The organism is Mesobacillus harenae, assembly GCF_013343715.1.
GTDB classification, from domain to species: domain Bacteria; phylum Bacillota; class Bacilli; order Bacillales; family Cytobacillaceae; genus Mesobacillus_A; species Mesobacillus_A harenae.
The window spans coordinates 152,450-167,138 of record NZ_JABUNR010000001.1 but is presented as its reverse complement, the minus strand read 5'-3'; the positions used below and the strand labels follow the sequence as shown (position 1 = coordinate 167,138).

General features: G+C 38.6%; 12 protein-coding genes. 6 read left to right on the top strand and 6 right to left on the bottom strand.

What is annotated here, in order from left to right; translation table 11 throughout:
• Positions 1-92: 92 nt before the first annotated feature.
• Entirely contained in the window at positions 93-314 is a 222-nt protein-coding gene (locus HRJ06_RS00790; protein WP_174727256.1) for a glycoside hydrolase family 3 C-terminal domain-containing protein, read from the bottom strand.
• 130 nt (positions 315-444) lie between these two features.
• Positions 445-1,491: a lactonase family protein gene (locus tag HRJ06_RS00785; protein WP_174727253.1), complete on the bottom strand. Its 1,047-nt coding sequence runs from the start codon at positions 1,489-1,491 to the stop codon at positions 445-447.
• Between the two features lie 267 nt (positions 1,492-1,758).
• Here HRJ06_RS00785 and HRJ06_RS00780 point away from each other — a divergent pair, with 267 nt between their 5' ends.
• Together HRJ06_RS00780 and HRJ06_RS00775 are read left to right on the top strand one after the other, a co-directional pair.
• Entirely contained in the window at positions 1,759-2,844 is a 1,086-nt protein-coding gene (locus HRJ06_RS00780) for a hypothetical protein (RefSeq protein WP_174727251.1), read from the top strand.
• A gap of 6 nt (positions 2,845-2,850) precedes the next feature.
• Positions 2,851-4,071: an amidohydrolase family protein gene (locus HRJ06_RS00775; RefSeq protein WP_174727248.1), complete on the top strand. Its 1,221-nt coding sequence runs from the start codon at positions 2,851-2,853 to the stop codon at positions 4,069-4,071.
• 507 nt (positions 4,072-4,578) lie between these two features.
• Here HRJ06_RS00775 and HRJ06_RS00770 read toward each other — a convergent pair.
• The 3 genes from HRJ06_RS00770 to HRJ06_RS00760 all read right to left on the bottom strand — a co-directional run bounded on the left by HRJ06_RS00770 (position 4,579) and on the right by HRJ06_RS00760 (position 7,121).
• On the bottom strand, positions 4,579-5,292 hold the full coding sequence (locus HRJ06_RS00770) for an endonuclease/exonuclease/phosphatase family protein (protein ID WP_174727244.1): 714 nt from the start codon (positions 5,290-5,292) through the stop codon (positions 4,579-4,581).
• A 368-nt stretch (positions 5,293-5,660) separates the two neighbouring features.
• Positions 5,661-6,653 (bottom strand): tRNA dihydrouridine synthase, encoded by a 993-nt coding sequence (locus HRJ06_RS00765; protein ID WP_174727242.1) that lies wholly within the window; start codon positions 6,651-6,653, stop codon positions 5,661-5,663.
• Between the two features lie 258 nt (positions 6,654-6,911).
• Positions 6,912-7,121, bottom strand: a complete 210-nt coding sequence (locus HRJ06_RS00760) for a hypothetical protein (RefSeq protein WP_174727239.1) — start codon at positions 7,119-7,121, stop codon at positions 6,912-6,914.
• Between the two features lie 180 nt (positions 7,122-7,301).
• Between HRJ06_RS00760 and HRJ06_RS00755 the strand changes: the two genes are divergently transcribed.
• From HRJ06_RS00755 to cydC, 4 genes are read left to right on the top strand one after another with little or no spacing between them, the layout of a single operon-like run.
• Entirely contained in the window at positions 7,302-8,624 is a 1,323-nt protein-coding gene (locus HRJ06_RS00755; RefSeq protein WP_174727236.1) for a cytochrome ubiquinol oxidase subunit I, read from the top strand.
• A 29-nt stretch (positions 8,625-8,653) separates the two neighbouring features.
• On the top strand, positions 8,654-9,697 hold the full coding sequence (locus tag HRJ06_RS00750) for a cytochrome d ubiquinol oxidase subunit II (protein ID WP_174728096.1): 1,044 nt from the start codon (positions 8,654-8,656) through the stop codon (positions 9,695-9,697).
• 15 nt (positions 9,698-9,712) lie between these two features.
• Positions 9,713-11,449 carry a thiol reductant ABC exporter subunit CydD gene (cydD, locus tag HRJ06_RS00745; RefSeq protein WP_174727233.1) on the top strand — a complete coding sequence of 579 codons (1,737 nt, stop codon included), beginning with the start codon at positions 9,713-9,715 and terminating at the stop codon, positions 11,447-11,449.
• The gene (gene cydC, locus HRJ06_RS00740; protein WP_174727230.1) at positions 11,446-13,170 is read left to right on the top strand and encodes a thiol reductant ABC exporter subunit CydC; all 1,725 of its coding nucleotides are present in this window, start codon (positions 11,446-11,448) and stop codon (positions 13,168-13,170) included. The genes cydD and cydC overlap by 4 nt, the downstream gene beginning before the upstream one ends.
• 590 nt (positions 13,171-13,760) lie before the next feature.
• Here the strand turns inward: cydC and HRJ06_RS00735 are convergent.
• A complete protein-coding gene (locus HRJ06_RS00735) occupies positions 13,761-14,546 on the bottom strand; it encodes a metallophosphoesterase (protein WP_174727227.1) in 786 nt (261 codons plus the stop codon).
• Between the last annotated feature and the right edge of the window lie 143 nt (positions 14,547-14,689).

Genomic DNA, 14,689 nt, shown 5'->3' with positions numbered 1-14,689 from the left:
GAAGAATTCGGCTATTCTGGAACATATCGGAATTAATAAATAATTAAAATAAAGTTTAAAGGAAAAATTTCTGCTACCAAAGGTTAATAACTTCAAATTTTTGTGTAAAAATAGCGATACCCAATAATAATACTTCTATATGCTCCGCAGCTGCCATCTAGTCCTGGGTAATAAGGTTCGGATGATAAATCTTCATACTTGAGTGGATACGTCTCTGCAATCTTTCCACTTAGATTGTAGTCCCCAGTTAAAACATCTCGAACAGCAGCAGCTCCACCCTGTCCGCCTGAGTAGCCATGCAAAATGGCCTTCATATCACCTGCATAGGGCATTTAGAATTACCGATCCACTAGATAAGAACAACGACGATGTTGTGATGGACCTTGGCTAGTGCCTCCACTTGTGCCAAGATAAATCGGGGTGTCACAGGGAAGTTTAGCAATCTTATCTATTCAAAAACTTTAAACAAACAGGTTCTGGAACCCTTACATCAGATTGGATCATCATTAACTTGCCGGTAGATTTGTCTCTGCTGAACAAAGTCATATTGTTTGATTTTTGATTGGAAGCGACAAGAAATTCTTCTGTAGGGTCTAAAGCAAAGTCCCGTGGCCAATTTCCTTCTGTTGAAGTCCACTCAATAAAGGTTAATAGCCCTGAATCCTGATCTACTTTAAAAATTCCGATGCTGTTATGGCCACGGTTACCAACGTATACATATTCCCCATCGGATGAAATATGGATTGCGCTTCCATCATTCGTTTCCTTAAAGTCTTCTGGTATGGTGGGAATGTATTGCTGTTCTGTAAAACTTCCATCTTTTTCATCATAATGAAGCACAAGGACTTCTGAACTTAGCTCGGTCATCACATAGGCGAATTTATCCTTTGGATGAAACGTAATATGTCTTGGTCCACTCCCAGGCTTCGTTTTAAAGACTTGAGCCTCATTTAAGTTCCCATTATCGACAGTGTAAGTAATAACACTATCGCTCCCTAGGTCAATTGCTATTACATACTTTTCATCAGGAGTAAATCCAGCATAATGCATATGGGGTTTTTCCTGTCTATCATGTGGACCAGAGCCTTCATGTTTTATAATAGAGGTGGCAGGACCGAGTGATCCATCTTCATTTGTTAAATAGGATACAATCTCCGTTGTATGATAATTCGCTGTCAAAACATTGCTTTTATCATGATTTACACTAACATGGCACGGCACTGCTCCTGCAGAGGTTTGACTATTTATTTTTGTTAGCTCACCTGTTTCACTATTTATTGAAAAGACTGTAACGCCACCCTTTTCTCCTTCTTTAGCCACTGCAAATAAATTTTTATTATCGTCACTTACTGTAACATATGTAGGGTTATCTAATTCCGCTGCCAATTTCACATCCGTAATCTCTTTCTTCTTGGTATCTAGGGTGAATTGATAAACCCCCTTACTTTCCTCTTTTGTATAAGTTCCAACATATCCTATCAATTTTGTCATTGTAAAACTCCTTTAAAAATAATATGAACCCTTATTTTAGTAACTATTTATATTACATTTGCCATTATAACAAATTAAAGAGGACTAGATATTCCGTCCCACTTATCAGCCTTAAAAAGGATACCACCTGATTTTCTAAGTTTTTCATATACTTTCATTACGGGTGAGGCAATGGACGGAGTTTCTCTGCTTATTATTGCACCTAGACATACACCCATCCCCCCTATGACCCATAAAATAGTTGAAAACCATCAGGAGGTCATTTTTATGGAGAATGGACAACGACAGACTAAAACTCCTAGATCCAAATGGCACTTGTTCGAAATAATTGGTACCTTTTTGGTTGTTTTATCCTTATTGCTGCTATTATTTAAGCCTGATTCACTCTCAAGTCTTTTCGATACAATTATTAAAGAAGTTAAACCAATTGTAGTAGATATTTTTCTTACAAGTGAAGTAGGAGTAGCGATCATTATTAGTGTCATCGTCGGCCGGATTTTGGAACGGCTCGGGTTTACGGATGGTCTGATCCGGATTTTTGTGCCGGTCATGAAGTGGTTTAAAATCAATCCATCTGTCATTATCCCAAGTGTCTATAATATCCTCGGTGACATCAATGCTGCTGGAAAAATTGCTGGACCGATCCTTGTTAAAGCGGGAGCCACCAAGGCCGAGCAAAAGATTGCTGTGGCAACAATGATTCAATCTCCGCAGTCATTTGCAACTTTCGTTCTGGGACTTATCGCTTTGTCTGCTTTCGGAATTAATGCATTTCCTCTTGTGATTATCTCCATCTTTTTGCCGATTGTTATTGTTCCCTTCCTTCTATCTAAAACAATTTACCGTGATACCAGGAAAGTGGAATTAAATGACCTGCCCCGTTTTACACCGCAGACCAAGTTTCTGCAGACGATTTTTGGTTCGGCAAAAGAAGGGGTCGAACTTTTGTTTTTAACCATTATTCCAGCTGTGGCGGCAGTCTTCTTCTTTATTGGAGCCTTAAAATCCCTGGGAGTTTGGAGCTTTATTGAGTCAGGCCTCTCCTCCATCTTAACCGTCATGAGCATTGAGCCATCTACTGGAATTGTTTCAATCCTGGCAGCCCCCACTCTTGCTGTTGCCCAATTAGCGGAACTGGCTGCCACCATCGATCCCAGCCTGATCGTCGGATCATTTGTCCTGGCCAATTCAGGATTGCCTCTGTCAGTCATTTTTGGCCAGGTACCTGTAACGTGGGCAGAATCCTCCGGCTTAAATGAAAGGGAAGTGCTCATCGCAGCCATCATCGGGATGATTCTCCGGCTTGGAACGGCACTGTTACTCGGATACTTTCTAACTCCATTCTTGGTGTGATGCAGCATGAACAAATCATATTTGATACGCAGTAAAAAAATTGTGACGGTCAGCCGTGCCGGAACCATTCATGACGGAGCCATGGCCATTCATAATGGAAAGATCCTAGGGGTTGGAAAGTGGAAGGAAGTTAGGAAACTTCACCCGAATTTACCTGTTAAGGATTATTCTGATTCTGTCATTACTCCTTCCCTTGTGGATTGCCATACGCATTTATTGGAATTTGCTCCAAGCTCGCTATATCCAGTTACGAAGGAAACTCACTTCTTAGGAGGAAAAGCAGTCCTGCTAAAAGCCTTATCATCGGGCATCACAGCATTGGGAGAGCAAGTTTGCGGGCATCCGCTTTGCGATTTCTCAATGGCTGAATACAAAAAAGCCGTTCAAGGTCTTCCTCTTGATATCACTTTCGCAGCAACAAGCATTTCAATCGGCTTTGACCAAATGGCTCATTTCACTTCCATCACACAGTCAAAGCCTGTATCTCAAAGCACCCTATCAGATCCTGAACTGGTAAAAAAGATTGCAGAAGCAAGCGACTATCCAGGGGAGAACATCTTTATCAATGCGACACCAGCCAATTTCACTTCAGACCAAGTCCCCAGAGCAGGGGAAATCATCTATACATTAGAAGAACTAAAAAGAATCGCAAAGATCTACCATCAGGCGGGTAAAAAAATTGGAGCACACGTAGCTGGTGAGGCAGGAATTAGAATGGCATTGATGGCAGGAATCGATGTTCTGCACCATGCACATGGAATAACAAAGGACCTTATTGAAAAAGCTGTAGCTCAAAACGTTTCCATTGTTGCCACACCCATGGGCGGGACGCACTTGAAGCCAAACTCACCAGAGGATATTCTAGCTCTTTTGCGAAAAGACATCCCAGTTTCCATTGCTACAGACTCATATTTGCCGCCTTATCAAGGAGCATCATGGCTGCCGTTCACCGACAATAGTTTACAGGGACCAGACGTTTTAATGCTTATTGCTCATCCAGCGATGGTACTCCTAAAAGAACATGGCTATGACGAAAATGATATTCTAGCTTTGCTGACAGCAAATCCTGCTAAAATACTGGGGAAAGAAAAAAGATTTGGAGGGCTTGCACCTGGTATGGAGGCAAACTTTTTAGTAGCTGAAGGAGTTCCGGGACTTGAAGTTACTAATGTGGAAAAGATTAGAGAAGTTTATTTTAGAGGGGTGAAAGTGATCAAGAGAAAATAAAAAGTGTCCTATAATAAATTCTAATCCCTGATTTTAACTTTATGTAAAAATCAAAATTGGGCTTACTTTGGTGTCCTTTTCTAATTCAGATTCTTTTTCAAAGCAGATATCACCCATAGTATAATTAACTTCAACGTAAGCGGAAAAGTATCCCGACTTAAACAATAGGTGGGGATCCTTTTACACTTACAACTCTTCTATCATTATTTAAATTAAAAATTATTCGCTAAGTTTTTGATATCCGCTTTTATCCAGTTAATAGCTTCTTCAACAGTCTCTATCCCCATGTATTCTTAGAAGCACATTTTCAATCCTTAATATAACTTAAAGGAATTACCTGTTGGGTTTATATCGCCAACAACATTTTTTCTCTTATAATAAGATTTACGAGTGATACACTCCCCATTGATCCAATAACTTTTAGGATGTTTAAAACCGTAACTTACCGCATTATAATTTTACTTCGATATTTGTTTAATATTAATCACTGATAACAGTAATGAATAACTATAATGATAGTTCCGTCACTAAAATAGAGTGATCAGATACAGTTTCTATTCGTTCCTTATGGGAGAAGTATGCCTCTAAGATATTTTCTTTTAAACTAGGTGAAACAAAAGCATGGTCTATCCTAAATCCATTTCCAACATTACTAAACCATGAGTACTGTTTAAACGCTCCATGAGTATACCTCCAGCAATCCACCCACCCTAAATCTAATAACTCTTTCATATCATTCCTGCAATGTAAAGGAGCACCCTCAGCATCTTCTTCTAAACCTGTATTATAATCTCCAATAATTACACACCTAGAGTTGAGATTTTCACTACCATATTGTTTAAGTTCATTCCAGTATGACTTTTTATCATGTAAGGAGCTATTATTTGTTGGTATATGAACTCCTAGTATATCAAAATTAAATTCAGGGACGTTCACTTCCAGCCATCTCTCTACTGGTACTTTAAATGTAAATGGCTCCTTTTTCTCCAAGGGAGTTTTTGATACTATCAAGATTCCATTTTCTTTAGACTCAGTCTGTGAAGTAACTTGATAAATGTATCCAGCGTCTTTTAAGTTAGACTGTAGAGTATGTCCCTTTTCACCCTTCCAGAACTCTGTTACTACCATAATATCAGGCGAATTCTGTAATAATGCCTTTGTAATATTCGGTAGTCTCTTTGCTGAACCACCTTGTCTAATATTCCATGTAAGTAATTTCATATAATTTCTCCTAATAAAGTTTGTTAAAGTTAAATATTTAATTCAATAATGTATAAACGATAACCTTCAATTAAATGCAATTATTCCATATAGAAAAACGTAAAGTTGAACTTTACGCCTAAGAATTAGATCGGGATTTTATAAATATAGTAATTCAAAATTTATTGTCACTGTCACTCCCCAAAAAATATTTTTTCATAAATTGTTTCACAGATACAAAAAAGCCCCTTAACAGGAGCTTCGAAAAACTATTATAATTCAATCTTGCAACTGCCTTTATTCGCTTAGACTATAATTGACTAAACAAGGGTGTTGATGATTATACCAAAACTAACAAAACAAGATTTTCCTGATTGCTAGCCAACATCTTACTGCTTCATTTGTTCTCCAATTCCATCAAGATTCTTTGACTCAAAGTTATCGAGCAATGCACGCACTTCATCTGTTGAGTCTGTGTTCATTAATTGATTTCTTAATTCACTTGCCCCTCGAAATCCTTTGACATATATCTTAAAAAAGCGATGAAGAGCCTTAAACGAACGCAGCCCTAATGTTGAATACTTATCATGGAGATCCAGATGCAATCTTAAGAGATCAAGCAGTTCCATAGGGCTATGATCTTTCGGCTCTTTTTCAAAGGCAAAGGGATTACTGAAAATACCACGCCCAATCATAACCCCATCAACACCATATTGGTGGGCGAGCTTCAAGCCAGTTTGACGGTCAAGGATATCACCATTGATCGTCAAAAGTGTATCTGGTGCCACCTGGTCACGAAGTTTCTTAATCTCTGGGATCAGCTCCCAATGAGCATCTACTTTGCTCATTTCCTTCCTTGTACGCAGATGAATGGAAAGATTAGCAATATCTTGTTTCAATATGTGTGTGAGCCAGTCCTGCCATTCGTCTACCTCCGAGAAACCAAGCCTTGTCTTAACACTTACGGGCAATCCTCCTGCTTTTGCTGCTTGTATTAATTCTGCTGCAACTTCTGGACGACGGATAAGACCACTTCCCTTTCCATTCTGAGTCACATTAGGTACAGGACAGCCCATATTGATATCCACACCCTTAAAGCCCAGTTCCGCCATACCAATGCTCATTTGCCGAAAGTATTCAGGCTTATCACCCCATATATGGGCGACAATTGGCTGTTCATCCTCTGTAAAAGTCAAACGGCCACGTACACTTTTAATTCCCTCCGGGTGACAATAACTCTCTGTATTTGTAAACTCTGTAAAAAACACATCAGGCCTGGCTGCTTCACTCACTACATGACGAAAAACAACATCCGTCACATCTTCCATTGGTGCCAGTATAAAAAAAGGTCGTGGTAAATCACGCCAAAAATTATCTTTCATATTAAAATTCAAACCCTCTCATTATGGGATACCTTGACAACCTCTTATCCCAATAGTAAAAGCAGAATGTCCCTGCTGCTTTTATACTTATACCATGTTTAAGTAGTTTTTATCAAACCGATTGCAAAAGTTTATTATTACCAAATCGGGGAGTTATATCCGAAAGGTTTATTTTAACTTCACAATCTCTGTACACCTGAATATCTTCTGCTAAAATCCAACCCATCAACTAGCTTCTACTGTTTATAAACGTCGACGTTAAGCCTGCCAATGGAAAGCGTTTTTCTGAGAAGAATTTTTTCGTTGAAAAGTATCAGCGTACCTCACACCGTTTTCTTTTAATTTTGATAGTAATTCTAAAAACCTTTTTTGATATAAATCAATCTGTACGTAATTAGTTATATTCCAGTGGTTAGGATTTTCCAAACCTAATGATTTCACTTGAGAGGAATCAGATACATTTTTCATCCCCTCAGCCGGTTACGGAGGAGGCTCAACGCCCGTCCCGCGAAAAGCGGGTGTCCTATAACGAAAACTAACAACAGTGTTTAACAGAGAATAATTAAGGATCACACAAAAAATAAATGTATATAATATCCATCTAGAACAAGAATAACCATGTAAATTATGTTTGAAAGGAAGAGAACGATGGATAATGTATTGCTTGCTAGAATGCTGTTTGGGTCTACCCTGATATTCCATATTATTTTTGCGACATTAGGAGTTGGCCTTACCCTAATGATTCTCATTGCTGAAATAATGAGAGTCATTAGAAAAGACAATGATTATGGAATCCTCGCAAAGAGATGGACAAAAGCTGTTGCTATTTTACTTGGAGTGGCAATTCCATCTGGCACGATTGTAGCTGTAATGCTTGCATTATTATGGCCAGGTTTTATTGAGGTAGTGGGACAAGTCATTGCTTTACCTTTTACGTTAGAAATATTCGCATTCTTTATTGAGGCTTTATTCCTTTCGATTTACGTGTATGCTGCTAGTCGATTAAGTTCTTTGATGAGGATCATCAGTGTCTTTTTCGTCGCACTTGGAGCTACAGCATCTGCTGTATTAATTACCAACGTACAGTCATGGATGAATACACCAACTGGATTTAATGTTGTGAATGGGGAAATTACAGATGTTCGTCCGTGGGAAGCGGTCTTAAATCCAGCCTTTGGTTATACGGCTGTGCACGTTGCAAGCAGCGCATATATGGCAACTGCGTTTGTCGTTGCTTCCGTTGCAGCTTATCAATTATTAAAACCTAATTTGAAAGAAAGTGAAAAAACTTATCATAAAAAAGGGCTAATGATTGCTCTTGTTTTTGGAGCAATTACATCCCTTTGGACTGCAACAAATGGTCATACATCTGCTGTAGGGTTACATCAGAACGTACCAGTTAAGTTAGCAGCGGCTGAAGGGCTATTTGTAACACAGCCAAATGCTCCACTAGCAATTTTTGGTACACCTGACCCAGAAGCAAATCGGGTTGTCGGCGGTATTGAAATACCAGGAATGCTCAGCTATCTGGCAACCGGCTCTCGTGACGGGGTGGTGATTGGACTAAATGAATTTCCACGGGACGAGTGGCCGCCTCTATTTGTTCATACATTATTTAACATCATGGTAGGCATTGGGACTTTACTAATTGGACTGTCATTTGGAGCGTTAGCTTATCGGATTGTTTTTAAAAAACGAGAATATCCGAATTGGCTGCTAATTCCTTTAATCGGAAGCGGGCCTCTTGCCATGCTCGGCATTGAAACTGGCTGGATTTTTGCCTGCATTGGAAGACAACCTTGGACAATTTATGGCATACAACGGACTGCAGAAGCTGCAACTAAATCAGCAAACCTCGGAACATTCTTTGTCATATTTATTTCTCTTTATATTTTCTTATTAGTAATAACGGCACTGGTTATGCGTTACTATTTCCGCCGCAATCCACTTATAAATGAATTTGACAGTTAAACCACATCGGTTTAGAGAGGAGGGAAATTATAATGGAAGCCTATGTTGCGATTATAATCATCTGGTTGTTTTTGTTTTTGTATGCATTGGGTGGAGCGATAGATTTTGGTGCCGGCTTTTGGTCAATGTTTTATTTCGGACGAAAAGATACGACAGCAGCAAGCATAGCTAACTTGTACTTAACTCCTTCCTGGAAAGTAACGAATGTTTTCTTAGTTTTATTTGTTGTAGCTTTAGTCGGTTTTTTTCCGCACGCCGCCTTTGCTTTAGGGTCGATCATGATTGTTCCAGTAAGCTTTGTGCTCATTTTACTGATCATAAGAAGCGCTTTTATGGTGTATTCCTATTCGGTACAAAAATATACGAAGCTATTTACTTACATCTCTGGAATTACCGGTTTATTAATCCCAGTACTAATGCTAAGTATACTTCCGATTATTATTGGTGGGTTTGTCGAAGTAGTTGGTGACCGTCATTATATTCTTTATGATAGACTGCTTGCTAGCCCAACACTTTATGCACACATCGGCTTTGGTTTATCTGCGGAATTGTTTCTATCCTCTCTATTCCTTAGCGATTATGCTAGAGAAGCTAAATCAATGGAAACCTATAAGGTGTATAGAAGAAATGCTATCATCCTAGGTCCTATCATGCTTAGTATGGCTGTTGCTGCAACCATGACACTCATTCCAGAAGCCATATGGATGGTTGATAATATGGTAAGACAATGGCACCTATTCGCATTAAGCCTCGTTGTTTTTTCCATTGGATATAGTGCATTATGGTGGCCTTCGAGGAAAGGACGGGTCGGGCAGCCTCGGGTTGCTGTACTATCTATGGTGGTTCAAATAGGCTTAGCAAGCTTTGCATATGGTTGGAGCCATATGCCCTATATTGTCTATCCAAAACTGACAATATATGATGCGTTTACAAATATTAAAATGTATTACTCACTCCTGTGGGGATATGCAATCGGTATGGCGATTCTTGTGCCATTATTCTATTGGTTTTGGCGCCTTTTTCTTAAAGATAAACGGTATCTTACAGATAAAAAAGTGGATGATGTACGGTAACTAGGAGGACAAAAGGTGAAGCAACTAAAAGATATTGCCAAAAAACAGAAAAAGGGCACATATTCTCTTTCGTTTACTGCGTTTGTTATTGGTGGTATGACGGTAACGCAAGCTTTATTGATTGTGTCTATCGTCATGCTCATTTTTTTAGAAGGGAAGCCGTTTTCAGCTGTTACTTCGCAATTAGCAGCTCTTCTAACTGTGTTTGCAGTAAGGGGGCTCTTTTCATATATTCATGGAAAAATCGGGATTGGGATAGCATCTAAAGTAAAAAAACAGTTTCGTAAATCATTGATTACGCAGTATACCAATAACCCTATTCAAACATCTATAAAAGGGCAATCAGGTAAACGTGTAACTCTTGTTACTGATGTTGTTGACGAAATCGAACCTTACTTTAGTAAATATTATCCACAAAAGATCTTATCTTCAATTGTATCACTCATTCTATTAGCAGCAGTATTTTGGCAAAACTGGGTTTCAGGCGTCATTATGCTTGTGACTGCTCCCCTTATTCCATTTTTCATGATTATGATTGGTAAAAAAACGGAAAAAAAGGCCATCCAGCAATTAGAAAAACTCACTGCCCTTGCAGGAAAATTTCTTGATAGCTTGCAAGGGTTAATCACATTGAAGCTTTTCGGAAAAGTGAGTGAAGAAGCAGCCGCCATAAAAAAGAGTAGCATTGAATATCGTACAGCAACAATGGATGTACTTAAATTCGCCTTCCTTTCATCGCTCGTACTCGAGCTCATTTCGATGCTTGGAATCGCGTTAATTGCTTTGGAGGTTGGACTTCGTCTTGTGATTTTTCAAAACATCTCTTTTTTTGCAGCATTTTTTGTCCTAACAATTGCTCCTGAATTTTATAAAACATTGAAGGATGTCGGCAGTGCCTTCCATGCAGGTAAAGGAAGTATTGCTGCTGCGACAAAAATAGTAGAAGAGCTGGAGGAATCTGATCAGATCATCAAATGGGGGAACGAACGGTTGACACAAGCAGCTGGACCTCCAAGCATCAGGCTGAACAATCTTTCTTTTACGTATGGTGAGGATCATTTCTCTTTACAGGGTATCAATGCAGCATTCGAGCCCTATAGCCAAATTGCCATTGTTGGACCAAGTGGTTCTGGCAAAACAAGCTTACTTCACTTAATAGCTGGGATGTACCTGCCTTCAACCGGAGAAGTCTTAATTAATAACCAGACACTTTTTAACTATGATGAAGGAGAATGGTTCGACAAGCTCATATATATATCACAGGACCCTTACATTTTTTCAGGCACAATTAAAGACAATATCATCATTGCCTGCCCTGGGAAAAATATCTCCCAAGACGAGCTTACCTATGTAATAGAAAAAGCAGGGCTCACAGAGCTTATAGAACAATTAGAAGATGGTACTAGTACCTCAATTGGGGAAGGTGGCAGAGGTTTATCTGGTGGGGAAAGACAGCGAATTGCACTTGCCCGTGCCTTTTTAAAAAGGCCTTCGGTTATATTGTTTGATGAGCCTACCGTTGGATTAGATCTTTATACAGAAAGCATTCTGCAAAAATCGATAAAAGAGTTGGCCCAGGAAGCGACAATCATTACTGTCGCACACCGATTACATACAATCAAACAAGCAGACTGTATTTTGTATCTTGAAAAAGGGACTTTAGTTGGGAAAGGTACTCATAAAGAGCTGTTGGAAAATACGAAGGATTATTTAACGATGTTAGAAGAACAGCAAGGAGGTGTTGCTGGATGAGGGAATTAAAATTCGTAATCAAGTTGATGTTAATCGAACGGAAGGATATGTACATTTCGATACTATTTGGAGTACTTGCTGGACTATCCACAGTTGCCGTGTTTGCAGACAGTGGATATCTCGTTTCGAAGGCAGCACTGTTTCCACCGCTTTATATACTTACCATTTTTGTAGCCCTGTTAAAATTATTCACAGTAATTCGTGCCTTTAGCCGGTATGCGGAACGCTATTACTCACACAAGGCTACTTTTACAATCTTAAGTAATTTAAGGACCTATTTCTTTACAAAACTAGAACCACTTGCGCCTTCCCTTTTTCAAAGATTCCGCAGTGGTGACTTGTTAGCTAGGGTTGTTGGTGATGTAGAAAGCTTGCAGCATTTTTTTCTTCGCGTTTATTATCCACCAATTGTAATGCTCGTTGTATTCCTTACAACGATAATTTTTACAGCAATATTTTCCTTGCCTGTAGCATTAATTCTGTTAACAGGATTAATCATAACCGGCTTTTGTATTCCCCTTATTTTTGCTATGAAACAACGGGGCATCCAATCAAATATACGACAGCTTCGCGCTCAGCTATCTACTGACACAACCGAATTTTTATATGGCTTTTTAGATTTAAAGCTTTATCAGAAGCTATCTTTTAAAGAACAGGCACTGAGTCAAACCTCAGACGTTTACATTGGGGAACAAGAAGATAGAGGAAAGCAGGAACAATTAAACTTTGCAATCAATCACTGGTTTTCTCTCGTTACTTCCTGGTCTGTGCTTGCTTTAGGGGCTTACCTAGTATCTACAAAAGAGCTTGATGGAGTTTATTTAGCAATGCTTGTTCTCATCTCTTTAACGGTATTTGAGACGGCAGCTCCAATGACAGAGGCACCGAGTTATTTCGAAGATTCTAGAAATGCTGCAATTCGGCTGTTTTCTATCATAGATGAAGCCAATAACCAACAAGACCTTAAAAGCAAAAACAGATTAGTAGAGCTACAGAAAGCACCAGAAATTGAATGTAAAAACGTCAATTTTTATTTTCCAGGAGAATCTCGCCCTACTCTATCTAATGTTTCTTTACTATTACCGAGCGGTTCCAAAACTGCGATAGTTGGACCAAGTGGTTCTGGAAAATCTACATTGCTTAATCTATTACTAAAGCTTTATCCACCCTCTAGTGGAACAATTACTATACAGGGGCAGCCGTTAGCTGATTTAGATGAAGATCAGCTTTGGAAAAACATCTCCCCTGTTCTCCAAAGCAATCACTTTTTTTATGGTACGGTTAGAGATAACTTAAAGCTTGCAGGTGAAAGTATTTCCGACAGGGAAATGAATGAAATACTTTCATGTGTAAAACTAGACCAACTATCCTTAGACTCTACAATTTTAGAAAAAGGGGGAAACCTTTCAGGTGGTGAAAAACAGAGGCTTGCCATTGCAAGAGCTATGCTTAAAAAGGGGAGCCTTTTGTTACTTGATGAACCAACCTCGTCTGTTGATCCCATTACAGAACAGCGAGTTATGAAAAGGTTATTTACACAAGCAAAAGGGAACACCATTGTTCTTATCAGCCACAAACTAACCGGGTTAGAACGGATGGCCCAAATCATAGTTATGGATAAGGGAACGATTATCGAACATGGAACATTCCACGATTTAATGAAAAGAAAAGGCTATTTTTATCAAATGAAGAAGATAGAAAAAAGCGTATTTTATATCTAGGCTCTGTTAAATAACTTTGTTGAAAATTACAAAAAAAAAACGCTTGGATCAAAAAATCCAGGCGTTTACAACTGTGAATGATTTTATTTTCCTTCTTCACACAGATAAGGGTTTGAATTTATCGCTCCCTTTTCCCCCTGTTCACACCGTATATGCAACTTTCACGGCATATGGCGTACCAACTAATCCAAATTTAAGTAGTTTAGACTAAATAAGATAAACCTTAACTTAATAAAGTATCTATATTTACTTAATTAATTCAAGCTCCACTGTCTGCTTTACAATCACTTGCAATAAGGTTGACCGTGGTTATTTAAGAGGCAAAAAAGGCATTGGTCAACTATATGCTTATAAATGCCTTTTCATATTTTTATATACTTTATTCACTCAAACATTGTTTAAGCTTATTGGAAAATTCCGTCCACTTTTCTGAATCTTATTCAATTTGTTTCCACACTCTAACTGTGTTGTATGCGTAAACATTTCCTAATAGAAAGCGAACAGTTTAAGATGAACAACAGATTATACTCGATTGACCTGGATGCTGTTTGTTGCAGCAACTAGCGTTTACCACTAGCTGCTAATAATATTTATTTTTTTATTACTGATGTTGTACTGAACTTACCATTATCTATGATTAATGCGTTTAGTTGACCTCCGAAGGTACATCCTCCATCAATACCGATAACTCGGTTCGGACCAAAATAAACATTATCTTGATTATGTATTTTTCTCGTTGGGGTGTGGCCGAATATAATAGTCTCAGGTTTATTGTACTCATAAATAAATTCATCACGAAGATGGAGAAACTCTAATTTCGTTGTTTTTTCCAACCCGTTTTTCGGATTGATTCCAGCATGAACAAAAATAAATTCTGAATCCTTTTTAAATAATGGGAGTGATTTTATGAAGCAAATTTGTGCATGGAACCGATCTTTGATCAACTTTCTTATTTGATTTTCTTTTCTTACGTCCTCCAGAATTTGAGAGAATTCAATCCGCTCAATCCCAAGTCTTTGTAGGCAACTATTAATTGTAGCCACTCCTCCATTCCTGCCGCCATAGTAAAGAATATTCTCCTTCTCTTCAAGCCATTGTAAAAATAAATCGTCATGATTGCCTAGTAAAGCCGTTGCACCTTGTCTACACAAGTCTTTTACCATATCTAATACTTCAATACTATCAGGTCCAGAATCGACATAGTCTCCTAAAAAAATCACTTCTTCTGGTAGAGATTTTGTCTTTTTTAACAATTGGTCAAGCTCCGCTGCACAACCATGAATATCAGAGATCACGATTTTTCGAACTTTTCTCACCTCCCCTATACTGATTGTCACTGTGACTCCCGAAAAATATTGTTCCATAGATCGTTTCACAGATACACAAAAACCCCTCCCCCTTTAACAGGATTGAGCCCAATGTATGAAGAAAAGATGGGGAACAGTTCCATGCTTACGATTACAAATATAGAACTGATTTGACCGACCTGTCCCTTTGTCCCTGAAATTTTTTCAATCAA

Excerpts from the sequence above, each read along its gene's own strand:
- HRJ06_RS00790 (WP_174727256.1), bottom strand. The coding sequence starts at position 314 with ATGAAGGCCATTTTGCATGGCTACTCAGGCGGACAGGGTGGAGCTGCT.
- HRJ06_RS00785 (WP_174727253.1), bottom strand. The coding sequence starts at position 1,491 with ATGACAAAATTGATAGGATATGTTGGAACTTATACAAAAGAGGAAAGT.
- HRJ06_RS00780 (WP_174727251.1), top strand. The coding sequence starts at position 1,759 with ATGGAGAATGGACAACGACAGACTAAAACTCCTAGATCCAAATGGCAC.
- HRJ06_RS00775 (WP_174727248.1), top strand. The coding sequence starts at position 2,851 with ATGAACAAATCATATTTGATACGCAGTAAAAAAATTGTGACGGTCAGC.
- HRJ06_RS00770 (WP_174727244.1), bottom strand. The coding sequence starts at position 5,292 with ATGAAATTACTTACATGGAATATTAGACAAGGTGGTTCAGCAAAGAGA.
- HRJ06_RS00765 (WP_174727242.1), bottom strand. The coding sequence starts at position 6,653 with ATGAAAGATAATTTTTGGCGTGATTTACCACGACCTTTTTTTATACTG.
- HRJ06_RS00760 (WP_174727239.1), bottom strand. The coding sequence starts at position 7,121 with ATGAAAAATGTATCTGATTCCTCTCAAGTGAAATCATTAGGTTTGGAA.
- HRJ06_RS00755 (WP_174727236.1), top strand. The coding sequence starts at position 7,302 with ATGGATAATGTATTGCTTGCTAGAATGCTGTTTGGGTCTACCCTGATA.
- cydC (WP_174727230.1), top strand. The coding sequence starts at position 11,446 with ATGAGGGAATTAAAATTCGTAATCAAGTTGATGTTAATCGAACGGAAG.